At 50.7% G+C, this 25,171-nt stretch carries 20 protein-coding genes; 17 read left to right on the top strand and 3 right to left on the bottom strand.

Annotated elements, in window-relative coordinates:
* Positions 1-60 precede the first annotated feature (60 nt).
* The 11 genes from AC506A_RS16855 (at position 61) to AC506A_RS16805 (ending at position 14,154) form a co-directional block, all read left to right on the top strand.
* Positions 61-297: a hypothetical protein gene (locus AC506A_RS16855; RefSeq protein WP_495462173.1), complete on the top strand. Its 237-nt coding sequence runs from the start codon at positions 61-63 to the stop codon at positions 295-297.
* Positions 298-346: 49 nt separating this feature from the next.
* Positions 347-1,162, top strand: coding sequence for a type II pantothenate kinase (gene coaW, locus AC506A_RS16850; protein ID WP_495462172.1), 816 nt, complete (start codon positions 347-349; stop codon positions 1,160-1,162).
* Between the two features lie 174 nt (positions 1,163-1,336).
* On the top strand, positions 1,337-3,058 hold the full coding sequence (locus AC506A_RS16845) for a cache domain-containing sensor histidine kinase (RefSeq protein ID WP_495462171.1): 1,722 nt from the start codon (positions 1,337-1,339) through the stop codon (positions 3,056-3,058).
* The gene (locus AC506A_RS16840; RefSeq protein ID WP_495462170.1) at positions 3,055-4,473 is read left to right on the top strand and encodes a response regulator transcription factor; all 1,419 of its coding nucleotides are present in this window, start codon (positions 3,055-3,057) and stop codon (positions 4,471-4,473) included. Before AC506A_RS16845 ends, AC506A_RS16840 begins: the two co-directional genes overlap by 4 nt.
* Positions 4,474-4,650: 177 nt before the next feature.
* Positions 4,651-6,390, top strand: coding sequence for a type 2 periplasmic-binding domain-containing protein (locus AC506A_RS16835; protein WP_495462169.1), 1,740 nt, complete (start codon positions 4,651-4,653; stop codon positions 6,388-6,390).
* Between the two features lie 81 nt (positions 6,391-6,471).
* On the top strand, positions 6,472-7,371 hold the full coding sequence (locus AC506A_RS16830) for an ABC transporter permease (RefSeq protein ID WP_495462168.1): 900 nt from the start codon (positions 6,472-6,474) through the stop codon (positions 7,369-7,371).
* Between the two features lie 18 nt (positions 7,372-7,389).
* On the top strand, positions 7,390-8,277 hold the full coding sequence (locus AC506A_RS16825; RefSeq protein WP_495462167.1) for a carbohydrate ABC transporter permease: 888 nt from the start codon (positions 7,390-7,392) through the stop codon (positions 8,275-8,277).
* Positions 8,278-8,316: 39 nt separating this feature from the next.
* On the top strand, positions 8,317-8,985 hold the full coding sequence (locus AC506A_RS16820) for a helix-turn-helix transcriptional regulator (RefSeq protein WP_495462166.1): 669 nt from the start codon (positions 8,317-8,319) through the stop codon (positions 8,983-8,985).
* Positions 8,986-9,148: 163 nt separating this feature from the next.
* On the top strand, positions 9,149-10,108 hold the full coding sequence (locus AC506A_RS16815) for a hypothetical protein (protein ID WP_495462165.1): 960 nt from the start codon (positions 9,149-9,151) through the stop codon (positions 10,106-10,108).
* Between the two features lie 3 nt (positions 10,109-10,111).
* Entirely contained in the window at positions 10,112-13,015 is a 2,904-nt protein-coding gene (gene uvrA, locus AC506A_RS16810) for an excinuclease ABC subunit UvrA (protein ID WP_495462164.1), read from the top strand.
* Positions 13,016-13,494: 479 nt separating this feature from the next.
* Complete coding sequence (locus AC506A_RS16805; protein ID WP_495462163.1) at positions 13,495-14,154, top strand: hypothetical protein; 660 nt, start codon at positions 13,495-13,497, stop codon at positions 14,152-14,154.
* A 2-nt stretch (positions 14,155-14,156) separates the two neighbouring features.
* On the opposite strand, the gene AC506A_RS16800 is transcribed toward AC506A_RS16805, so the two are convergent.
* From AC506A_RS16800 to AC506A_RS16790, 3 genes are all read right to left on the bottom strand, one after another.
* Positions 14,157-14,477 carry a thioredoxin family protein gene (locus AC506A_RS16800; RefSeq protein WP_495462162.1) on the bottom strand — a complete coding sequence of 107 codons (321 nt, stop codon included), beginning with the start codon at positions 14,475-14,477 and terminating at the stop codon, positions 14,157-14,159.
* Between the two features lie 16 nt (positions 14,478-14,493).
* On the bottom strand, positions 14,494-14,862 hold the full coding sequence (locus AC506A_RS16795; RefSeq protein WP_495462161.1) for a MerR family transcriptional regulator: 369 nt from the start codon (positions 14,860-14,862) through the stop codon (positions 14,494-14,496).
* 89 nt (positions 14,863-14,951) lie between these two features.
* Positions 14,952-15,602, bottom strand: a complete 651-nt coding sequence (locus tag AC506A_RS16790) for an HAD family hydrolase (RefSeq protein WP_495462160.1) — start codon at positions 15,600-15,602, stop codon at positions 14,952-14,954.
* Between the two features lie 199 nt (positions 15,603-15,801).
* Between AC506A_RS16790 and AC506A_RS16785 the strand changes: the two genes are divergently transcribed.
* The 6 genes from AC506A_RS16785 to AC506A_RS16760 all read left to right on the top strand — a co-directional run bounded on the left by AC506A_RS16785 (position 15,802) and on the right by AC506A_RS16760 (position 25,141).
* Positions 15,802-16,593 (top strand): phytanoyl-CoA dioxygenase family protein, encoded by a 792-nt coding sequence (locus tag AC506A_RS16785; protein WP_495462159.1) that lies wholly within the window; start codon positions 15,802-15,804, stop codon positions 16,591-16,593.
* A gap of 322 nt (positions 16,594-16,915) precedes the next feature.
* Positions 16,916-17,854 carry an ArsR/SmtB family transcription factor gene (locus AC506A_RS16780; protein ID WP_495462158.1) on the top strand — a complete coding sequence of 313 codons (939 nt, stop codon included), beginning with the start codon at positions 16,916-16,918 and terminating at the stop codon, positions 17,852-17,854.
* 206 nt (positions 17,855-18,060) lie between these two features.
* On the top strand, positions 18,061-19,047 hold the full coding sequence (locus AC506A_RS16775; protein ID WP_495462157.1) for a glycoside hydrolase family 43 protein: 987 nt from the start codon (positions 18,061-18,063) through the stop codon (positions 19,045-19,047).
* An 8-nt stretch (positions 19,048-19,055) separates the two neighbouring features.
* Positions 19,056-20,834: a glycoside hydrolase family 2 protein gene (locus AC506A_RS16770; RefSeq protein WP_495462156.1), complete on the top strand. Its 1,779-nt coding sequence runs from the start codon at positions 19,056-19,058 to the stop codon at positions 20,832-20,834.
* 45 nt (positions 20,835-20,879) lie between these two features.
* The gene (locus tag AC506A_RS16765; protein WP_495462155.1) at positions 20,880-22,283 is read left to right on the top strand and encodes a glycoside hydrolase family 32 protein; all 1,404 of its coding nucleotides are present in this window, start codon (positions 20,880-20,882) and stop codon (positions 22,281-22,283) included.
* Positions 22,280-25,141, top strand: a complete 2,862-nt coding sequence (locus AC506A_RS16760) for a GH32 C-terminal domain-containing protein (protein ID WP_495462154.1) — start codon at positions 22,280-22,282, stop codon at positions 25,139-25,141. The genes AC506A_RS16765 and AC506A_RS16760 overlap by 4 nt, the downstream gene beginning before the upstream one ends.
* Positions 25,142-25,171: the final 30 nt, after the last annotated feature.

Here is a 25,171-nt window from a genome sequence, read left to right as displayed (position 1 = left end):
CTATGTAGAGGATATTTCAAGCGGCAATCCGAATGTATGACCATAGAATGGGAATAGTTGATGACAGTGACTTCATTTAAGCTTCCGTCAGAGCACGAGTCGCTCGTTTCGCTCGTATTGCCTCTGGAGGCAGACTGGTCGGATTCGCCGCTTTTTTGCAGTGGGGCTATACCAATGGCTTGCGGCGGGTTATTATCTACATTGGACGATATACGGAAGATGGGCGAGATACTCCAGGATTTTGTAGCGGAGTCGCTGCATCCAACCATGACCATTATCGGGTCTGGGGTTCAATAGATGAAGGCAATATCGTAAGTCTGATCGAAGAAAGCGAAGTGTCTGATACATGGTGAAAATCGGTGTCGATGCCGGCGGCACATTAATTAAACTGGCTTATAAACAAGGCGAATCCATCTCGTTTATGACGTTTCCGGCCTTGCAGCCAGAGCAAGCTGTGAGGTGGATTAACGCATTCGGCGACGATGCGCAGATCAGTATAACAGGCGGAAAAGCAAGCCTACTGCAGTCTATGCTGGGGCGTCCTGCGCTTGGCATGGTTGAGTTTGAAGCCACATGCAAGGGTGTTCGCTATCTGCTTCTGCAGTCAGGCGTAACCGAGGAAGCACACATCCTGACGAATGTGGGAACAGGCACGTCGATTCACTATTTTGACCATAGCAGCCAGAAGCGGCTTGGCGGAACAGGCGTCGGCGGCGGAACCCTTATGGGTCTGTCTCAGGTGTTGACCGGGGTCACGGATTATCATGAGCTCATACAGCTTGCGGCAGCGGGAGATCGTGACCGAATCGACTTGAAGGTCAAACATATCTATCAAGGCGCGGAGCCTCCGATACCGGGGGATTTAACGGCAAGCAATTTTGGGAGAGTCTTCGCATTAGCGGCTTCGGATCACTTGTCTAAGGAAGAACTGTTAGCTTCCGTAGTGGGGCTAGTTGGGGAGACCGTAGCAACAGCCAGTGTGCTTGCGGCTGCGCAATACGACATCGCTTCTATTATTTTTGTAGGTTCTTCGTTTATTCGGAACGATCTCCTTAAAGAGGTGGTCGAAGGGTATACCAGGCTGCGGGGTGCCACTCCACTATTCATCGAGAACGGCGAGTACAGCGGAGCCATTGGTGCGCTTCTGAGTTTAAGCGTTTAGCAAGACCGGGAATCCGTTTCGACGGAGGCCCGGTTATTTTGTGTGCAAGCTGCTTCACCGCGGTTACTGACACATCAGGAAAAAATAGTGCTTACAAAAAGTCGGATTTCTCTGATACACTGAAATACAACTTCACTTACAAGCGCCATTCACTATAGAAAACGAGGTAATCCTATGCTGTCGATGTTGCGAGATTCCATTAAAGGCCGAATGATCGTCATCCTGCTGCTCAGTTCCGTCGTGCCCTTGGCTTTAATCGGAAGCATGTCGTATTATTCCTTTCATTCCTTTATGGAAAACAAGCTGAAGAGCGGCATCAATGAGAATGTGAAGAAGGAGCTTGTCAGCCTCGATAATATTTTGAAAAATATGAATTTCGCCTCTCAGCAGCTCGCACTGGACAAAACGATCACCTCGCGCATCCAAGAGTATCTGACGACCGATGATCAGATTCGCAAAACGGATATCTTGCTGCTCGTGCAGGACCGGATGTCGCTTATTAATTACACAAGTCCGTATGCCGGAGCGATTGCACTGGTGGATGCGAAGGATTACCATGTGTTTATTCAGAGCTACCCGATGATGGACAAGATCACCATGTTTGAGAATCCGCTGCTATTGGAAGCGAACGGTGTATCGTACTTTGCCCCTCATCGATCGACAGACAAGTATAATACGGACAATACGCAGGTGTTTTCTCTCGTCCGCAAAGTGAATGACTTTGATACGAATTCCTCGTTTTATGTATATACGGAAAGCAATTTCAACACGTTGAAGCGACTGTTCGACGACGTGCAATATGGTGAGCCTGTTAAGCACCTGTTGTTAGATGCCAACAATAGAATCGTATTTAGTGAGGATCGCGCAAGGTTCCCGTTGTTTGCCAAGTTTGAAGCAGAAGATAAAGCCTCCGATGACCTGCGTTTTATCGCTACCAGCGAGCAAGGGTGGAAGATTGCCGTCGTGATGAAAGGCGATGCCTTCCAGCAGGAAATCAATTCTTGGCTAGGTAAATTCGTAACAGTCGGCTTGTTCACGCTGCTGCTCAGTCTGCTGCTTGCCTTTATAGGTTGGCGGACCGTATATCGACCGCTTCATGTATTCCGCAGAGAGATTGAATGGGTAGGCGACAATCCGTCGTATCGTCCGCAGAAATGGCTGCGGCTTCGTGAGTTTGATGAGGTGCTCGGCCGCTTCTATGCGATGAAAGAGCGTGTATTTGATTTGTTGAAAGAAATTGAGCGCCGAGAAAAAGCAAGGAGCAACGTGGAGGTCGAGAAGCTGCGCCATCAGATCAATCCGCATTTTATCCATAACACGCTGAATACGGTACAGGTCATTGCCAAGATGAATAAGCAAAATGAGATTGTGAAGCTGATCACACATTTCACCCGCATTCTGCACTACAACCTGGGCAAAGAAGGGACACATGTGCGCGTGCAGGAGGAAGTCGATAATATTAACGACTATATGGCGCTGCAGAGCATCCGGTACAGCCATCAGTTTGAAGTGCAAATGGATGTGAATCCATCGACGCTGGATGTCCAGATCCCTCGTTTTGTGCTGCAGCCGCTCGTTGAGAATGCGATTTATCATGGCTTCCGCAACCAAGATGGCACCATTAGTGTTCGGATCGAACCTCACCTTGGAGGCGGGATTACGATGTGCGTATCCGACAACGGAGAGGGCATGTCGGAGGAACGGCTTCAATCGCTGCTTGAAGAGAAGAATCCGGATTCACGCTCGGTCGGCATGGGCATCGGTTTAAGCTTTGTGCATCGATTAATTCAGGCCTATTATGGAGAGAGCTCCGGGCTGCGCATTGAAAGCACACTGGGCGAAGGTACGGCGATTACGATTGAAATTTTGACAGGGAAGGGAGGCGAGCAGCCATGATCCGAGCCATACTGGTCGATGATGAGCATATCGTACGCAAAGGATTAATTCATATTCTTCCATGGCAGAAGCATGGGATGGAGGTTGCCGCCGACTTTGAAAGCGGGGAGAAGGCACTTACATGGATGGAGCATGAGCAGGTCGACTTGCTCGTCACCGATTTGTCGATGCCGGGGATGTCGGGCTTTGAGCTGATGCGAATCGTGAAGGAGCGATTTCCGAACACGGAAACGGCGATTCTCACCTGTCATCAAGATTTTCAGTATGTACAGGATGCGCTGCGGCTGGGCGCAATTGATTATATTGTGAAGACGGAGCTCGACGATGAGAAGCTCGATCGATTGTTCGGCCGCATTGCCGAGCGGCTGCTCGCGGACCGGGAAGAGAAATCTTCCCGCACGCAGCCGGCACCGGCTTCAGCGCAGTCTTCGGTCACACTGCTGCTCGCGCTCAAGGCTGACTGCAAAGTACAGGAGTTGTACGCGCAGCCCGGCTTGAATGACAAACCGCTTGTCGCGCTGCAAGGCAATGCCTGGTTTACAGAGGAGCTTGCTTTCCAGCCGGAAGGCGAAGCGCAGTCAGCATTGTCTGCGCGCTGGGCGGTATTTTGCCTGCATCAGGTTGGCGTTAAGGATCGAAGCCGGCTCAAGTCGGTGCTGGATACCTATATCAAGCGTCACTCCTTCTATGTGATGGCGACGACCCTGTCGGCCGCAGCCGTGCATGATTCCATGCAGGATGTGCTGCTCTGGGAGACGAAGCCGGTTCGTGAGGATTGGATAAAAGGCTGGCGGAATTTCGAGTGGCTGTTTCAGGATGAGGCGTTCCACACGTTTATCGAGCAAATTGCGGAACAAAGGCCTGATCCAAACAAGCTGTGCGGCATGATTCACCAGACAATCTGGGCGTGGAGAAGCATGCTGAGATGGACGGAACGGGACGAGCTGCTGCATGAGCTCGGCGGCTTGCAGACATGGGCGCAGTGGCAGAGCTTCCTGCAGCGTCTTCGTCGTTCGCTTCGGGCAATACTGGATCAGAGCGGAATCGATAAGGATATTACGGCAAGAATGATCCAATCGATTGAATGGTCGCTGCTGCGATTGGATGAAGGGGTTACACAGGAGGAGGCTGCTGCAGAGGTGCACCTCAGCCGCGGCTATTTCAGCGACTGCTTCAAACGAACAACCGGCGCTACTTATAACGATTTCATGCGGATGCTTCGCATGGACCAGGCTAAGCGACTGCTGGTTCATAGTAGTCAAGCCATTCAGGAGATCGCAGCCAAATGCGGGTTCGCCGATGAATCGTATTTCCGCAAGCTGTTCAGGCAAGAAACAGGCCGATCGCCGCGTGCTTACCGCGAAGAAGAAGCCGTGTTCGAGGAGTTTATGCACTGGCCGCCGGTGGGCAAGTAAGACGAGTAAGTGAAAAATGTCTTCCGACCAGTGAAAATTGTACGATGAAGGACGCATGTTCTGACAAAGTTCGGTCAGAAGATGCGTTTTTTCTGTACTGCCCCCTGTTCAAAGCGCGTTATGATTGGAATCGAATCAACACCATATTCTTTGTCATAGAGAGGGGCATTTGACAGAATGATCAAAAAGTGGGCAAGTGTGAGTTTGCTTTCGCTTATGGTTTTTGTAAGCGCATGCGGCAACAATGGCGGTAACAACAATACAGCCAACACAGCGGAAGGCAACAAAACCAATAATACAACGGCTGCTGAAACAACAGAGACAACAGAACCGGCAGCTGAACCAGAGGTTGCTGCGGATCCATTCGGCAAGTATCCCGAGTTGGTTGAGTTCACAACGATCAGACCGACAATGAACAATCCGAAGTTCCCTGAAGGCGAATCGTATGAAGATAACGTCTTCAACAAATTCATGGAAGAGAAGTTGAATGTAAAGCCTAAGTTTGTATGGATGGCGCCGCAAGATGGTGACGCTTACAAGAAGAAGCTTGATCTCTCCATCGGCGGAAACGACATCCCGGATGTATTCCAAATCGTCGGCAAAAACATCACGGAAGTACAATCCACTGTGAAACGTCTCGTTGAAGCGGACATGATCGAGGATTTGTCGACCGTGTATGAGCAATACGCTTCCCCGGCTATCAAAGAAGCCTACGCTTCTGCAGACAACCGCGGACTTGACTTGTACAAAGTCGATGGCAAGCTCTACGGTATTCCGAGCCAAGGCGGCTTGGAGAACTTCAACTTTGTCTGGGTTCGTGACGACTGGCGCAAGAAGCTGAACCTGGCTGAGCCGAAGACGATTGAAGACGTTGAGGCAATCGCCAAAGCGTTCAAAGAAAAAGATCCGGCGGGCAACGGCACAACAGTACCGATGGCGATGCAGATGCAAACGGAAACAGACGGATTGTTCGGTCCGGGCTACATTTTCGACCAATTCGAAGCTTTCCCTCGCCTGTTCTATAAGGATGCATCGGACGCTGTCGTATACGGCGGTATCCAACCGCAAATTAAAGACAGCTTGAAGCTTATCGCTAACTTATATAAAGAAGGTCTGATTGAGAAAGACTTCGCGCTTAAAGATACAGGTCAGCTGCAAGAGGTTCTGGCAAGCGGCCGCGCAGGCATCGTCGGTCAAGCATGGTGGGGCGTATGGTACCCATTGTTCATGACGCTGCAGAACGTTCCTGATGCGGATTGGAAGCCGTATGCGATCCCTGCAAAAACAAACGGCAAGCTGAACATGGGCGCTATGAACACATCCGGTTCCGTTATGGTCGTTAAGAAAGGCTTCAAATACCCAGAGCTGCCAATGAAATGGCTGAACGTTGTCAACGAAAACGACGATACCGAGTGGTGGATCAAAACATCGCAAGAAAAGTATAAAGACGCCAACGAAAAAGCTACTGTATGGGGCGGAATGACGATCATTCGCACGGACGATATTCTCAACCAGGCGAAAGATATCGTAGCTGCCGTAAACGGCGAGAAGGATGCGGCAACGCTTCCGTTCAAGAACAATGATGCGTTCCAGAACATCAAGAAATTCATTGACGAGCTGCAAACGCAGCCGGCAAGCAAAAATGTGCTGCAATGGCAAAACACGCGCAGCTGGTATGATGCAATGGGTTCCGCGGCTAAATTGGAATCCAACATCGTCTACTCCGCATTCGACGGCCAAACACCGACGATGGAGAAGAAGCTGACGGCGCTTAACGAGCTTCAAATGAAGGCCTACCACCGCATCATTATGGGTAAAGCCGATGCAGATGCTGAGTTCGATAAATTCGTAGCGGACTGGAAAGCACAAGGCGGAGACGATATTTTGAAAGAAATCAACGAGGCATTGAGCAAATAAGTTGTACTTAAATCCTGGAAGGACGCGAGGCAGTGTCTTGCGTCCTTCTATTCATTACGAATGATATATGAAGCGGAGGTAATGCGAGTGCGCCGCAAATGGTCTGAGCAAATCCATTTTAATCTGATGCTGCTCCCCGGCATGTTACTTGTCTTATTATTTACAATCTGGCCTATGGGCGGCATTGTGCTGGCGTTCAAACATTTTATTCCAACTAAAGGAATTTGGGGTTCGCCATGGACAGGCTGGGAGAACTACTCCTTTGTCTTTGATACGCCTGTAGCATTACGCGTTTTTAAAAATACCGTTATTATCGCACTAATGAAGATCGCTTTCGGATTCTTTATTCCAATCGTATTTGCGCTCATGCTCAATGAACTGCGCATCCAGTGGTTTAAGCGTGCGGTTCAAACCATCGTCTATTTGCCACACTTCCTATCATGGGTTCTGCTTGCAGGTATTCTAAGAGATTTCTTTGCCGTAGACGGCATCGTTAACCAATTCCTAGGTAAGTTTGGCGTTAACGAGATTATGTTTCTAGGTGATAATTTCTGGTTCCGTACCATCATCGTCGGCTCCGACATTTGGAAAGAGTTCGGCTTTGGTACGATTATCTATTTGGCGGCATTGACAGGTATTAATCCTTCGCTTTACGAGGCAGCCGATATTGACGGCGCAACTCGGATGCAGAAGCTGAAGCATGTCACCCTGCCTGGCATCGCAACCACGATCGTTCTGGTCGGCACGCTCAGTTTGCAAAACGTACTGAATGCCGGCTTTGATCAAATATTCAATTTGTACAACACGCTGGTCTATGATTCCTCGGACATCATCGATACCTACGTTTTTAGGGCCGGTATCGAGGAAGGGCACTATGAGGTCGGTACAGCCATTGGTTTGTTGAAATCAGGTGTCAGCTTCATACTGATCATCATCTCATACGGTCTGGCAAGTCGATTAGCCAACTATCGCATTTTCTAGCAAAAGGAGGAATTCCGCATGGTCCGCAGTCAAACGATGGGCACAAAAGTTGCAGAAGCTGTTCTAATTCTCATTCTTGCGCTCGTTTCGTTCTCATCTTTGTTCCCGATCATTCATAACTTGGCGATTTCCTTCAGCTCACCAGCGAAAGCGATGGCCGGCTTTGTCACTGTCTTTCCGAAGGGTGTCACTTTTGAATCGTATAAGAAATTGTTTGAAGACAGCGTCTTCTTTCAATCGTTTTGGATTTCAGTCAAACGGGTCGGGGTCACTTGTTTAATCAGCTTCTTCATTTCCTTGCTGATGGCGTACCCGCTGTCCCGCTCGAAGAGAGAGTTCAAGCTCCGCGACGTCTACATGTGGCTGCTGATCTTCTCCATGATGTTTAACGGCGGGTTGATTCCGTTCTACCTCGTTATTCGCCAAATGGGACTGATGAACTCGTTCTGGGTGCTTGTGCTCCCTATGCTGGTTAACGTCTTTAACGTTATACTGATCGTCAACTATTTCCGCAGTATCCCGAAAGAACTCGATGAGTCGGCTTCGATGGATGGCGCAGGTCCGTGGTTCAAGGTGTTCCGCATCTACATGCCGCTATCTATGCCAGTGCTTGCGACAACGACATTGTTCCTAATCGTGACCGTGTGGAATGAATTTATGCTCGGTCTCATCTTCATCAACCATGAGGACAGTATTCCTCTCCAGACTTATATGCAGCAGATTGTTGTGCGGATCGATCCGACGCTAATCAAATCCATTGATGACGTGAAGCGTCTGGCATCCGTATCTGATAAGACATTGGGAGCGGCCAAAATCTTCGCTTCCATGCTGCCGATCATGCTCGTCTATCCGTTCCTGCAGCGGTTCTTCATCTCCGGTATTATGCTGGGTTCCGTAAAGGAATAAGCGAGGGTACCGGCTGGCAAAGGAGGTTTGCAGCTAGCTATGCGACAAACAAACTCGATTAGCTTCGGGGATTTACTGAAACAAGGAGACAGCCTTCGGGCCTCCCTGGAAGGCGGCGAGCGAAGCGCGTATTTCAAGCAATTCGATTCGCTGTTCGCCGCGATTCCGGAAACGGACAAAGAGGTTTGGCTGGAAGCGTATATGATTCTGGCCGCTCAGTTTCTGGCGTTCATGCATAAGAACGGCATTTCCTTCACGGATCTCGAGCCGCTGGACGCGGATGCGCTTCTGCGCTGGGATGCCCACAGTTCGGCGAGGCAGGCGGCGGATTACTTGCGTTCTTTCGCAGGCGCGCTGCTTCAATGTCCCGGATACCGGGATGAAGGCGGGTGGCTGGAAAGCCTGCATGCTTACATTGAGAAACATCTCGAAGAGGATCTGTCCTTAACGAAGCTCGCCGAGACGGTCTATTTCAATCCGAGCTATCTATGCAGATTGTATAAGCAGACGACCGGACGTGCGTTGTTTGATTACGTCGCCGAGGCTAAGCTGACTAGGGCCAAGCGGTACTTGAAAGAGTCGCCGCGCCTGAAGGTCCACGAAATTGCGCGCAAGGTAGGGTTTGGCTCACCTGCGCATTTCACGCGCGTGTTCAAGAAGCATTCCCTGCTTACGCCTGCACAGTATCGCGAGGCGTATGCTAGGTAGAATACCGATGGTGATGGTGCGAAAACCGCCGCAGCTGGATTGTCAGCTGCGGCGGTTTTTTCTTGCGTAAATCTAGCAACAAGTCTATGAATTTTTAGGATATTTAGTATATCATTGGAAGATAAAGAGCCGGCGGCAAGGCTGGTTTCGAAGGAGGACGAATGTGAGCGTACAGAAGTTCGGCGAGCAGACGACTGTGCTGTTTCGGGAAGCGTTGAACCAGTTCATCGAGAAGGTGAAGAAGGACGATCAGGTGATCGCAGCTGTGCTGCTTGGCAGCTTATCGTACGATCAGGTATGGGAGAAGTCAGATATTGATCTGAAACTGATCGTTCATGATCAGAAGCTGGGTTCAGGGTATATGTGCTTCGTGGAGAATGATGTTCCGATTAACGCCAGCATTCAGACTCGCAACGAGTTCAAGCGCTGGATCGAACGATCGGTAGGCGGCTCCATTCAGCAGTCGATGCTTTATCGAAGTACGCTGCTATTCACGAAGGATGCTTCCATTACGGATTATTTTGAACAAATTCGAATCGTCGGCGCGCGCGACAGACAGCTTCAGCTGCAGCAGCTCGGAGGGTATACGCTCGGACTTCTGTACAAGGCGGAGAAGTGGCAGTACGTGAAACAAGATGCGGTTTACAGTGCCTTCTGGATTATCAAAATGGTTGATGTCCTATCGCAGATCGAGGTGCTGATGAACGACGATATGCCCATGCGGGAGTCGGTCAAACAGGCGCTCAGCTTTAACCCGGACTTCTTTCATGCGATCTATACGGAGATGGTCGAGGGCATCGTTACGGAAGCTAAAGTCCAGTCCGCCATCGATCTCATCAACGCTTATTTGAACGCCAGGGCAGAGAAGCTATTCCAACCGATGCTCACTTATCTGAAGGAAGAAGCGGATGTTCGCACCGTCACGGATATTGTTATGAAGTTTAAACCGGTCATCGATACCGATACGGGGTCTGTGACATCGATATGCGATTGGTTGTCTGAGCGGGGGCTGCTCATGAAGATAGAAGCAGAGACGAAAGCCACGCCGAAGAGCCGGAGTATGCTGCTGCAACCAGCATACTTGTATGAGAGCGATGAGTTTCCAGAGTGGGAGAGGGGCTAACGCGTGAAGAAGTTTATCGAGGTACGGGGTGCAAGGCAGAACAATCTGAAGAACATTGACGTCGATATTCCGCGGGACAAGCTCACGGTCATTACCGGGGTCAGCGGTTCGGGCAAGTCGTCACTGGCCTTCGATGTCATTTATGGGGAAGGGCAGCGCCGGTTTCTAGAATCGCTCTCGACCTTTGCCAAGAGCCGTATGAATCAGTTGAAGAAACCGGATGTCGATTTCGTGTTCGGCTTGTCCCCTGTTATCGCCATTGAGCAGAAGAAGGGGATCGTCAATCCGAGATCCACTGTCGGCACCATGACGGACATCTACGACTTCATGCGGCTGCTCTTTGCTTCGGTCGGTGAAGCATGCTGTCCGTTCTGCGAGCATCCCGTCCCCATTCGGTCGGCGGAGCAGATGATCGATCATATCAAGCAGCTGCCAAAAGGGACGGAGCTTGAAGTACTGGCACCGGTGTATAAAATCTTCGGCGAGAACTACGAAACGACGCTGGATGAGATTCGCTCGAAAGGGTTTCGGACGGTTCGCATCGAGGGAAGCAGGCACAACCTCGGTGATCCGATCGAGCTTGAAGAGGAAGCGGAGTATAGAATCGAGGTCGTCGTCGACAAAGTCGTTGTCCAAGCGGACACGTTCAAGGCGCTTGCCAAAACGATCGAGAATAGCTTGAAGCTGGTGGGAGAAGGGTTCATCCGGTTCGAGATCGTTCATGTGCCGGAAGAGGGGCACAAGCAGGTTGATGTTGAACGGTTCTATCGCGGTTTTGCTTGCCCGGAGCATCATCTGACGATGGGTGAGCTGCAGTCGAATTACTTCTCCTTCAACGATCCGAACAGCGCTTGCCGGACCTGCGGCGGACTCGGTACCTTCATGCGCGCCGAAGCCAAGTTTCTGGTGAAGAATCCGGACAAGAGCATCAACAAGGGAGCGATAGATCAGAAACTGCTTGGCACAAGCACCGGAACATGGCATTGGTCGATCGTTCGCAGTGCTGCCGCACACTACGGATTCAGTTTGGATACGCCTTACAGGGAGCTGTCTGAGGCGGCTAAGAACATCATGATGTATGGGTCAAAAGGGGAAAAGTTTCCGTTCATTCCCGGGGAAGAAGCGACTAAATCGCAAGAACGCCATGCCGGTAAAATGATGAATTTCGGCGGTATGGTTCATACGATCAACTGGTGGTACAAGCTGTACTTGAAGCGCAAAGCAGCGTCCGTCAGCGAAGACGAGTTCTATAAGCGAGTGATGGTCGAGCATACATGCCCGGATTGCGATGGACGGAAGCTGCGGCCGCAGCGATTCGCAGTTAAGGTTGGCGAGGCTGACCTTCATCAGCTATGCAATAGCTCCCTGCTTGAGCTGAGCGCCTTCTTAAAGAACGTCACGCTCGCGCCTAAGCATGCGGTAGTGGGCAAGCAGATTATCGCGGAGATCGAGTCCCGAATCGATCTGCTGCTTGATATCGGCCTTGATTACCTTAGTCTCGGCCGCCGTTCCGATACGATATCCGGAGGTGAAGCCCAGCGTATTCGGCTTTCCACGCAGATCAGCTCGGGACTTATGGGGATGCTGTACGTGCTTGACGAGCCGAGTATTGGGCTGCATGCGAGGGACAGCATTCGCATCATCGAAACGCTCAAGAAGCTGCGCGATATCGGCAATACCATCATCGTAGTCGAGCATGATCTGGATACGATTATTAGCGCCGACCATATCATTGAGGTCGGACCGGAACCGGGGCTGCACGGCGGCCGGATTACCGCTGAAGGTACCGCAGAGCAGCTGCGGTCGAATCCCGATTCCATCACCGGCTCATTCCTGGCGGGAGTGCGGAGAATCGAAGTGCCATCCACGCGTCGACAGCCGGACGGCCGGGTGCTGTCCCTTCGCGGCGCAAGAGCCAATAACCTGCGCAATGTCGATATTGATTTGCCACTTGGCGTGCTGGTCTGCATCACGGGCGTTTCCGGTTCTGGCAAAAGCACGCTCATTAACGAGGTCATCTGCAAGCAGTTGTATTCGACCTTCCATGATGCGCGCATTGTTCCCGGCGAACATGACGAGCTGACCGGGCACGAGCATTTGACGGGCATTATCAATATCGACCAGTCACCAATTGGTCGCAGCTCTCGTTCGAATCCGGCGACGTACGTCGGTTTCTTCGATAAGATTCGCGAGCTCTATGCGGCTGCTGCCAGCGCAGCAGGAAAGTCGCTCGCGAAGAATGATTTCAGCTTCAACCAGAAGAACGGTGGTCGCTGCGAGAACTGTCAGGGTGAGGGCATTGTAACGACGGCGCTCCAATTCATGCCGGATGTAGAATCGGTGTGCCCTGTTTGCAAGGGAGCACGGTTCAACGAGGAAGTGCTCGATGTTCGTATTCGGGAGAAGAATATCGCGCAGGTGCTGGAGATGAGTATCGAGGAAGCCGTTCAATTCTTTGAGGATCAGTCTTATATTCAGCATAAATTAAAGGTGCTGCATCAGCTGGGACTTGGCTACTTGCGCCTGGGCCAATCGTCGACCACGCTGTCAGGCGGCGAAGCGCAGCGGATCAAACTGGCGACGGAGCTAAGCAAGATTACGCGGGGCTCGCATAATCTGTACGTGCTTGATGAGCCGACGACCGGTCTGCATTTGCGAGACATCCAGAAGCTCATCGATTGCCTCCATCAGCTCGTAGAAGCGGGGCATTCCGTCGTTGTGATCGAGCATCATCTGGACCTGGTCAAGGTAGCCGATCATGTCATCGACATGGGACCGGAGGGCGGCAAGAAAGGCGGCATGGTTGTCGCATCCGGCACGCCTGAAGAAGTAGCGCGTACGGAAGGCTCGCTCACCGGCAAGTTTCTGCAGGGGATGCTGGCTGTGGAGACGCAGGCGCTGGCATGATTTGACGAGCGGCAGGTTCGCTTGCTTTGCCGACAGCCGCAAATGGTTTATGATGAGGAGACTCCGATAAGGGGTCTTTTTGTCATCCTAGAACTTCAACAGAATGAAGGTGAAAACCCGCCGTTTATTGAAACGGCGGGTTTTGGCGGCTATGCCTGTTAAGTGCGGATTGCGCTAACGAACCGTACGGCGCTTATTTACCCATAAATGGCGCCGAAAACATTCTAACGAACCGTAGAGGTTCTATTTGACGGTTGTTGAGTATCTGAGAGCCGATTATCCCAATATAACGCCTCTACGGTTCGTTAGATTCTGAAAGCCTCGAAATTCGGCCCAATAACGCCCCTGCGGTTCGTTAGCTTTTCGCGGCATGCCAGATGAGGAGTAACGATAAAAAACGAGCTAAAGCATTGGGATTGAAAAAATACACAATCTTTCTCATACTAAGTAAAGAAGAAGAAAGGCGGGATTAATCCAACATGAAGAGAATCGGTTGCTTTCATGCGCATTATTCAAATATCGAACACATCGACAAAGCGCTGAGCGAATATGACGTCGAATGTATACATTTTGTTGATCCCGGCCTTGATCGAATGAAGTACGATCCTGATTTCACGAATGAGATCGCCGAGAAAAAAGTGCGCGAGACGCTGGATTGGATCGCTAAAAGCCATGTTGATGCCATCTTAGTGACCTGTACTTTTTTTACCGCGATGCTTAGCAAGGAAGTACATCGAATTCCGGTTCCGATTATTAAGATCGACGAACCGTTATTTCGAAACTTATTAAATGGCGATCAACCGATTATACTTGTATTTACGAACCCAGCAACGGTGGAGGGCACAATGGGACAGTTCATACGGTTCTTCGAAAGCAACGGGAAAATCATTGATGTCGATTCAAGCGTGTTGCCGGGTACGTTCGAGCTGATCATGCAAGGGAAAAAGGAACAGTATCACAATCAGGTAAGCGCCGGTTTAATCAATATCATTCAGAATAATCCAGGCAAAATGATTGTAGCCGCACAGTTATCGATGGTCCCAGGCGCTCGAATAGCCGAGAAAACCATGCATATCCCAATAGCAAATCCATTGACCGCATTGACTGGCTATCTGAGAGGTATCCTGTCGCTTGAATAGTACTAGCCTAACTGCTTCTCGGCTGCCAGTCGGTAGGCTGCTTTAGAACGGAGACCAACCAATTTATCCATCGGCTGGCCGTTCTTGAACACGACGACTGTCGGGGTGCCCATTACACCGGCCGAAGCAGCGGCATCTGGCAGTTGATCACAGTCGACATATGCGATGCGAAGCTGATGCTTTAGTTCCTCTCCTAATTCTTCCAGGATCGGAAGCAGCGTATGGCATGGCGGACAGTGAGGCGCACCATAATCCACCAGCACGACCCCCTCCTTAACGAGTTGCCTGAGGTGTTCGTGACTTTCAACTTGTTCAATTCCCATAAGACTCACTCCTTGCTTAGATTCTCGGCGATTCGATTGTTTCCGACTGAACGGCAGCGATCCGATCTACTAAATTCGTCCGGATTTGATTCAGCTGCATAATTTGTGCTTCAATCTCTGCCAGCTTTCGCTCATAAATCGGCATGATTTCACTGCAAAATGCTTCCTTGTTCCGCAAGACACAAGTAAGAAACCCGGCGATTTGCTCGGTCGTCAGACCCAAGTTCAGATAGAGCTTGATCGTCTCTACGGTGTGAACGGTTAAGGGCGAATATTCGCGATAACCGTTGGCTTGACGCAGCGGGGAAATCAAGCCTTGCTGTTCGTAGTAACGGAGCGAGCGAATGCTCACTCCTGTTTCTTTGGCTAATTGACCGATTTTCATGGGCATCCTCTCTTCGCAATACCTGGTTTCCAGTTCATTATAAAGGCTGACATTAATGTCAGAGTCAAGTCCCGATCATGGCGTAATCGTCATAGATAACGTAAGAGCTGTTGGAGTTCATATATATGTGCGAGCGGTACAATTCCTCTTCGTTCCAACTCCGGTTGATTGGCCTGATAGGCAATAAATCGAACGCCTGCTTCCATAGAAGCCTTGCCATCGATCCAAGCATCGCCTACAGACAGCCAATCCTCCTTAGAGAGGTGAGGGTAATGCCCAAGAATATGATGGATGCCCGCTGGTGAGGGCTTCATTGTTACGGCTTGCTCACGGCCAATGACATGTTCAAAATAGGCTTCAATTCCAGTGGAACGAAGCGCTTGCATGGCTGCAGCATACGAATTATTAGTGAGAATCGTTAGGTGAAAGTCAGCTTGCAGGTGGTCTAGAAGCTCCACGACACCGGACTCAAGCCCCGCATCCTTCATTCCAGCTTGCTCTAACTCCGCCACAATGGTCCAAACCGCCTGTTCTGCTTCTCCGCTGAACTTCGCCGATGACCGAGCATGTTCAATAAGGGTGGAAACCGTAAAATCATGCAGCGGAAGATCTGCCGTGACCATGTCCTCTCTGACTAACAACGAAAAAACCGCATTCTTCATCTGCTTGAAATCAATGCGCGAGCGGAGAAGGGTGTTATCCATATCCAAAATGATACCTTGTCGCTTCAGTGGAACCATAGAATCAGCCCCTTATAGGTTTATAGAAATCGACCAATTGTCATGACTGCAGCCTCATTATATATCAAGGAGCCGTGATCATCATGAACATACTCTTTTTTGGCAGATCGTCTTAGTTTTATCCCATATCCTCCAAGATGAATGGACGTTTCGGGTGTAAATTGAAGATATATCCGATTCATAAAGGGGACTTGAGAGCATGTTGAATTCGAAAATCCAACTGACTAACGAGCATGTGGAATTTTACAGAGAAAATGGCTTCGTGCAAATCGATAATATACTTTCGCAAGATGAGCTTGCCGAGCTTCGCGAATATATGGACGAGACGATGAATAACGAAGGCTCACGCGGGCTGCAGACAAGTCAGGTCGGCGGGGCTTATTACAAAGTGTTGAATCAACGGGTGAATACATGGCGTGATCATGGCGGGATGGCACGGTTCGTGCTCGGAGAGCGTTTCGCGGATATGGGCAAGCAGTTGACCGGATTCGAAGGCATTCGCCTCTTCCATGACCATGCGCTGCTCAAGATGCCCGGCGATTCCAAAGTAACGCCTTGGCATCAAGACCGGCCCTATTGGCCGATTAAAGACACCGATCCGATGGTCGCCTTCTCGATTTGGATCGCGCTTGACGATGTCGATGAGAACAACGGCTGCATGATGTTCGTTCCGAAATCGCAGAAGATCCGCAACTTGAAAGGCGTTGACCTCGTTACGCCTGAGGATATTTTCGCGCAGGAAGGGGCAAAGGATGCGGATCGCAACACAGCCGTTATCTGCCGCATGAAAGCGGGCAGCTGTACATTCCATGACGGGATGACCTTCCATTACGCACATGCGAACCATTCCGAGAAGCCGCGCCGGGCACTTGCGATTGTCTTCCTTAAGGACGGCACGTCCTATAGCGGAGCAGGTCATGTGTGCACAGACGGCCTCGGCTGGGAAGTAGGCGACAAGATTCAGGGCGGCTTAATGCCTAAGCTTGCGTAAGCAGCCTATAACCAACTTCTGGTTAATTTTTGCAACGCAATTGTAATGTAACTGAAATGCCAAATTCATCTGGTTTTAATCTTCAGCGCCTATAATAAGACTCAACCCCCTATTATATATATTCTTTTAAGACCCGCGGCCCGTTGCCTCGGGTCTCCTTTTTTTTGTGTCGGAGGGCCAAATGTCTGCTTCCTATTGAAATAGTCAATACTGCGCAATAAGAAGATTAATAGACTTTACAAACGATTTTTACGGGTGTTATGCTGAAGGCATTCAGTTTATGCTAAGAAACATAAAACATATTATAAATGGGGAACGCTCGATGCTGGAACTCTCTATCAACGAACCGGATGAACTGGTTAAGGTTGCACACGCTCTTTCATCGCATACAAGGTTGAAGATTATCAAGCTGCTTTTGAACCATAACAATATGAATATAAATGAGATCGGCGAGAAATTGGGCATTCCGGTATCGACGGCAGGTGTGAACGTGAAGGTTCTGGAAGAGGCGGGCCTTATCCTAACCGAGATTTTGCCTGCAAGCCGTGGAGCTATGAAAGTATGCAAGAGGAATTTCGACGACGTTAGAATGATATTGAATCCGATCAAGGGATACATAAAGAAGGAACAAATTTTCGAAATCGAAATGCCGATCGGCCATTACGTCGATGTTGAAGTGCATCCGACTTGCGGAATCGCCAATAGCGAATCGATGGTTATTCCCGAAGACGACCCGGCCAGCTTCTTTCATCCTGAATGTAGAACAGCGCAAATCGTCTGGCTGAGACAAGGTTGGATCGAATACCGGTTTCCTCGCTCGCTGCCGAGGAACATTGACATGAAAGCGATCGAATTTTCATTGGAGCTTTGTTCGGAAGCCCCTAACTACAATAACGACTGGCCATCGGACATCACGGTTTGGATTAATGACATCGAAGTTGGGACTTGGACATCTCCAGGTGATTTCGGTGACAGCAGAGGCAGGAACAATCCGGAATGGTGGCATGACAGCAGCACGCAATACGGGCTGTTAAAGACGTTTCGGGTCGACAGGGATAAGAGCACGGTTGATAATCACAAGGTTTCCGATGTTACGCTGCATGATCTGCACATCGATGCTCAGCCGAATATACGGTTTAAAGTTGGTGTGAAGCCGGATGCCATTCATAAAGGTGGTCTGAATGTGTTTGGCCGTGGATTCGGAAACTATGATCAGGACATTATAATGAAGGTTCATTATGAGCCTGCTATGATTGAGTAAAACAACTTAGTTGTTTATAACGGCGCTTTAGCGCTTGTTTTTTTGTTATTAATAACAATATTATTGTTAGAAAGCGTTGACATTTCCGGCGAGACAAACATATAATTTGTTTTGCAATGCAATAAATGTTTTAGTTGGTTAAGTAATCAGCCAGCGGGCAATTGAAACATAAAAGTTGTTTATAAAACGACAAGGAGTAGGAATAGATGCCAAATACAACGACAACCTTTCAGAATCCCATTATGAAAAGTGGAGCGGATCCTTGGATGTATCGGCATTCCGATGGATTCTATTATTTCATGGTGACCTGCGGCAACCGTTTGGAGCTGTATCGGTCACGAACGATGAGCGGGATTGCTCAATCGCCTCCGGCAACGATATGGCTTCCTCCTACAGAAGGTCCGGGCAGCAGGGAGTTATGGGCACCGGAAATTCATTTCATAAATGAGAAGTGGTACGTCTACTTTACGGCGAGCGATGGCAGCGGGGATGACGGGCGCAAAGTTTACGTCCTGGAAAATGAAAGCGCTAACCCGACAGAAGGCGCATGGACGGAGAAGGGAGCGATCAATGCGGCGCTGCCCGGACTGGACGGAACGATTTTGGAACACGATGGAAACCTTTACTTTATGTATGCCGGATACGGCCATTTCCCCGAATATGGTTCTGCGATTTATGCTGCTTTGATGGCAAATCCATGGACGCTGACAGGGCCGGAAGTGCTGTTGACTAAACCGGACTATGAATGGGAGAAGCAAGGAGGAATGGCGATCAATGAAGGGCCATGTTTCCTGGTTCGATACGGAAAGGTCTTCCTCATTTACTCTGCCAGTACGACGTGGTCGGACGATTATTCATTAGGCATGCTTGTGGCGGATGCAGGAAGCGACCTTCTTGACCCGGATTCGTGGACCAAAAGCGATCATCCGGTATTCGCCAAGTGTACGGAAAACGCCGTATATGCTCCGGGTCATAACAGCTTTACGCAATCACCGGATGGCCTTGAGGATTGGATCGTTTATCATGCGATTCCACAATCAGAAGGCGGCGCGGCCATGAGGCAGCCCCGGATGCAGAGGTTCAGCTGGACCGCGGCGGGGTATCCTGACTTCGGTATACCGATTGCCTCCGGCATCGATTATCCGGTTCCTTCAGGGGACGAGCCATCCAAGAACAAACCAACTGGGAGGTAATAGACAACATGACTAAAGAGAATAGCGTTAGACCTGAATATCCAAGACCGAGTCAAAAGCGCGAGCAATGGCTCAGCTTGAACGGAGAATGGGACTTTGCTTTCGACGACGAGAGAAAGGGCGAAAGCGACAAATGGTATGTGAACGCAGCGCCATTTTATCTGAAGATTCAAGTGCCGTTCGCTTACCAAAGCGCGCTCAGCGGAATCGGTGATTCCTCCTTTCACGATGTCGTCTGGTACCGGAAATCGATCCACGTTCCAAGCGAATGGAACGGGCAGCGAATTATCCTTCATTTCGGCGCAGTGGATTATCAGGCGAAGGTTTGGGTGAACGGACAGTTGGCTGTAAGCCATGAAGGCGGCCACACACCATTCCGGCAGGATATTACCGATCTATTGAAGAATGGCGGCAATGTCATTACGGTAAGAGCGGAAGATGACAGCCTGGATCTGACGCAGCCGAGGGGCAAGCAGTATTGGGAAGAGCAATCGGCCAGCATTTTCTATACGCGTACGACGGGGATTTGGCAAAGTGTGTGGCTGGAGCCTGTGCATGCTGTACATATCGATAAATTGAAGTTTAAGCCGGATATCGACCGGAACGAAATCGAGATTCGCACATTCATGTCAGAAGCGACTACTCGGCAAGAGGTTTGGATGGAAGCGGCCGTTAGCTTTGGCGGCAAGCCGGTAGCGGAAGAAAGATTCAAAGTGAACGGAAAAGAAGAATCGAGAACGATTCGCCTTCACGATTTTAACGATCATGGATTGGGACGCTGGTGGTCGCCGGAGAAGCCGAACCTATACGATGTCCATTGTCGCCTAAGCGTAGACGGCGTTGTCGTGGATGAATGCGACAGCTACTTCGGCATGCGCAAGGTATCCATTGAGAACGGCAAGTTCAATTTGAACAACCGGCCGTACTTCATGCGTTTGGTGCTCGATCAAGGCTACTTCCCGGAAGGTATTCTGACCCCGCCGTCGGAAGAAGCGATCGTGAAGGATATCGAATTGACGAAAGAGATGGGATTCAATGGTGTTCGTAAGCATCAGAAGACGGAAGATCCTCTGTTCCTCTATCATTGCGACCGCAATGGCCTGCTCGTATGGGGAGAATGCGCGAACGCTTATCAATATTCGGAGACCTATGCAGGTCGGTTTACTCGCGAGTGGCACGAGATTGTGGAGCGGGATTATAACCATCCTTGTATCGTGGCTTGGGTTCCGATTAACGAGAGCTGGGGCGTTCCGAACATTCAAATCGATGTCAGGCAGCAGCAGCATGCGCTGGCGATGTACCATTTGGTCAAATCGCTGGATGATACAAGGCCGGTTATCGGCAACGACGGATGGGAGATGCTCGAAACGGATCTGGTAGCCATCCATGATTACGAGTGGCGGGAAGAAGTGCTTGCCGAGCGTTACGCTTCCGTCAGCAGCGCTATTGAAGCCATGCCTGCCAATCGGAGAATCTTCGTAGGCGATGCATCGTATAAGGGTCAGCCTATACTCGTAACGGAGTTCGGGGGAATTTCATTCCAAAAAAGCGACTGGGAAGGCTGGGGGTATTCCGGGGCAAGCAACGACGAGGATTTCCTCAAGCGCTTGAACGCCGTGTTCCGTCCGCTGCTCCTGTCCAAGGTCGTGCAAGGAGTTTGTTACACGCAGTTAACAGATGTTGAACAGGAAATTAACGGTTTGCTCACGTACGACCGCGTTCCTAAAGTTCCGCTCGAAGCGATTCGTCAGATCGTGTGCGGACTGAGCACAGGAGAAACGAAATGACGACGAAAATGTATATACCGGAAATTTGGTTTAGGAGCGATGATCATGGACCGATATAGACCGAGCTATCATTTTACGCCGCCGCATAACTGGATGAATGATCCTAACGGGCCTTTTCAATTAGGCGGGGAATACCATCTGTTCTACCAGCATAACCCTTCGGCCCCGGAATGGGGCACCATTCACTGGGGGCACGCCAAGAGTGCCGACCTGGTGAACTGGACGCATTTGCCGGTTGCGCTTGCTCCATCCAATGAGCGTGGGGAAGTTCATTGCTACTCGGGCTGCTCGGTCGTTAATGGCGACGAGGTGAAGCTGTTCTATACGAGCATTGGGGAAGGCGAACGGAATGCGACGAACGGGGCGCAGCAGTGGACGGCTGGGGCCGAGGCGCAAGATTTGCTTAATTGGCGCAAACCAGGAGACGCCAACCCTGCGTTGTCCGCCGAATTACATGGGGAAACCCGCATTACGGAGTGGAGAGACCCTTATGTCTGGAAAGAGCAGGATGGGTGGCGGATGCTGCTCGGAGGCATAGAAGGGGAGAAAGGCTGCGGCATGATCTACCGTTCCGACGATTTGGAGAATTGGAGCTACAAGGGGATTTTCTATAAAGGCGAGGAATGGATTTGGGAATGTCCGCATCTGTTCCGTTTCGACGACGACAAAGCCGTCTTGTTCTATTCCCCGAGCGGACCGGTTCGCTACGTTTCCGGAACGATCCGTGAGGATCGGCTGACGGATGTTAGGAAGCATGGCACGGTCGATAGCGGTGGTTGGGAAGGGTATTATGCCTCGACTGGGTTTGTGGACGAGAATGGCCGCCGCATTCTGCTAGGCTGGGCACCGGAAGGAAGAGGAGAGAGTTTTCCGGAGAGCTTGGATTGGGCTGGGACGCTGGCGCTGCCGCGAATCGTCGATCTGAAGCCAAACGGCGCACTCGCCATGTCCCCGGTTCCTGAGCTTACGAAGCTGAGAGGCGAGAGCCGGAGCTTCGCGAAATTGAGCATCGGGCAAAAGCCGGTGGATGCAGGCGTTCGTTCGACGTCCTTCGAATGCTTGGTGGATGTGGATAGACGGACGTTGGAGTACGGGCATTTAATCGTATCCTTGTTTACGTCTTCATGCGGCCGCGAGCGTACGGACGTGCGCCTCGATTTGGCGGCGAATGCGGTTGTCATCGACCGCTCGCAATCGAGCTTGTTCCCGAACGTGAATAAGTCGTCTGTAGAGGCTAAGCTGCCTCCTGCGGACGGTGCTGAGACGCTGAGGCTGCGCATTTTCGCGGATCAATCGATCGTCGAAGTGTTTGCGGATGATGAAACTTGCCTGACGGCGAGGGTCTACCCTTCGTTGGAGGATAGCAAGGGCATCGAGCTTCGTTCGAGCGGCGGCTCGGCTGTCTGCCATGTGGAGATCTGGGAGATGAAGGCGGCGGAACTTAAATGACAACAAGGGACGCAGTGAACGTTGTGCAGCGTTATTTAAATATCCCCATTCACAATGATGCTCCGCTTAGTGTCATCACATTGATTCGGGACGGCGTGGATATCAAACGATTCGAATTGAAGCTTGCGACGGATGAAGTTCAATCGTGGTTCTCATTGGATGTAAGTGATTGTAAAGGCTGTGTCTTGGAAGCTATATCGGGAAACGAAGTGCTCCGCGCGGAGCACTTCGTTTTTCAAAGCGAGCAAGCGGCGGAGGAATTGCAATTATATGGGGAGAACTATCGTCCCCGGTTTCATTTTACAACGAAAAAGGGCTGGATCGGCGAACCGTCCGACTTCTATCGAGAAGAGGGCCAGTGGCACGTACGGTATGTACATAAATTATATGAAAACAGCGAATCCGTGCATTCGGGTTATGCGGTCAGCAAGGATTTAATCCATTGGCACGAAGCGGATGCGGACTATGATACGCTGCAAACGTCAAATAAAGGCAGTCAAACGGTGTCGCCTCGCTTAATGGAATTGCCGGTGAATGGTGATCGGAATCAAACGAAATGGTTGTGTCTCCATGAAGACAACACCTATTCGGTCGGCTTCATGGAGGAGCAGCGTTTCGTGGCTGAGAGTAAGCCTGCTGCCTTGCGGTACGGGAACCATTCCGATGGGCTGATTTATAAGGCAGAGGATGGCCGCTGCATCCTTATTGGTTTTAGCCGGGGTTTGCGTTATCCGGAGATGCCGTTTAATCAACAGATGCTCATTCCCGCCGAATTGAAATTGAGACAGACAGAGCAAGGGATAGAGGTTCATACCGAGCCGGTCGAAGAGTTGCAGAACCTGCGTATCTGGCAGAGAACGTGGCAAGGCATCGCCTTGGATAAAGAGGGGGCAGGCTTTGAAGAAAGCCTGCAATTTCGAATAGCGCCGGCAGCTTGGCCGGATGTTCGCATTTTACCGCCCGAGAACAAGCCCGATGATATTACCGCCGATGCACTGGATGTTGTGCTGGAGCTCGAGACGGAAGCGGATTCTATGCTGGAGATTGGGCTATACGGGATCCGAGTTTTATTAGATACTGGGATGAAAACAATTGAATGTCGGGGCGTCGCTGCTCCTTTAACGCAAGCGGCAGGAAAGATGAAGCTGCGATTGCTGCTGGATCGCGCATCGTTGGAGATCTTTGCATGCGAAGGCGCGGCCTTGATGTCTATTGCCGCCGACCCGAACTATTCAGAGCGAACTATTCGATTGTTGTGCCATAGCGGGAGCGCAAAGGCGAATTCGGTGGAGGTGTATGGCCTTCGGGGCATTTGGCCGAGCCCGGAAGAAAGGCGGCTGATTCACGAGGCGGCTATGGACAATACGGTTGTCTATCAATCGGATAGCTATACGGTGTATAGCAATCGAGTAGAGGACTCCGTCTATGGAGAACCGCCGGCCTACGCGCCCGACCGCAATACGATCATATCGCCTACCCGCGCTATTGAAGAATTCGTCTGGCGCAAGAACTGGGCGAATGATATGAACCGCGTCATCGACCGCGGCAGCGTCTGGCATCCGAAACCGGAGATTTCAAAGCTGCCCGCACTCCTCACGGGTCACGCGACAATCGATGCGGCGTACCGCCTGGCATCTGATATTTTCTACCGATGCGGCTCCGCCGAGTTTGCCCGGAAGGGCGAGGAAAGCATGTGGACCGCGGGGCAATTTCAAGGCCCTGGAGAAGGGTTTGGCGTGTGGGTGCGCGATACCGCGCATATTGCCATTCGATCGGGCAACATCCTCGATCCGGAAGGCGCCAGGAAATCGCTGCTCTTCACGACGAAGGGCGGATTAGACAATGGCGTTGACGGTATGGCGATGCCTATTGTCGGCATTTGGGATTATTATTTGGCAACAGGCGACCTGACGTTAATCAAAGAATCCTGGCATGGTCTGCGAGAGCGGATTGCTAAGCTTGATGGTTTATTTGACCCGGAGCGAGGCTTAATTCCTGCCGATCAAGCGACCTCCAATGATGCATTTCCTGAGCCGGAATGCGGCGGATTCAGCCTTGCGACGGAAATCTATTTCATGGAGGCTTTCCGCGCAATGTCGCGTATGGGAGTCTATATGGGAGAGTCGGAGACTCAGGTCAGAGCATGGGAGGGCAGAGCAGAGCTTCTTCTTCAAAATATTCAAAGCCATTATTGGAACGAGGAAGCGGGCTTCTATACAAGCGGTCCGGTCGGCAGCGAGAGCTATCAGCAGGGGTATTGGGAATCTGCCGGACAAGAAATCGCGATGTGGCCGAGATACGGGGTGGCGAGCAAGGAGCAAAGGCGTTCCATGCTGAACCGACTGCCTGAGGTGGCGATGAATGAATTCGGCGTAAACGTATTCCCGTATCGCCCGGAAACGAACCATTTCTGCAATGCGGCTTGGGTCGTCTGGACAAGCGGAATGGCGGCTGCAGCTGGGCGTGAAGGTAGATTGGATATTCTCACGACTTTCATCGCGCAGCAGGTGCGCAATAGCGTGATGAACAAGACCTTCTATGAAGTGATCGATTATCAAACGGGTAAGGCATGGCGCTGGCCGGGTCAGCTCTGGCATGCAGCGGGTTTTATCTCTTATTTTTTCCTTGGTGTCTTGGGCATGGAATACGACGAACAAGGTGTTACCTTCGCGCCGGCAGTGCCTGAGATGCTGCGAGATCTGAAGCTAGAGAACCTTCGCTATCGGAAGGCCGTGTTCGATATTGTTGTACATGGCTGGGGGACGGAATTCGTGATGCATTGCGATGGACAGGCAATGAAACAAATTCCCGCCGATATGGAAGGCAAGCATCTTATTGCATTTTGGGCGACTTCATAATCGCTGGTCATTCGTTAAGGAGGACGGAAT

It is taken from the genome of Paenibacillus sp. N22P23 (genome assembly GCF_059383735.1).
This window is presented reverse-complemented; position numbering and strand designations above follow the sequence as displayed.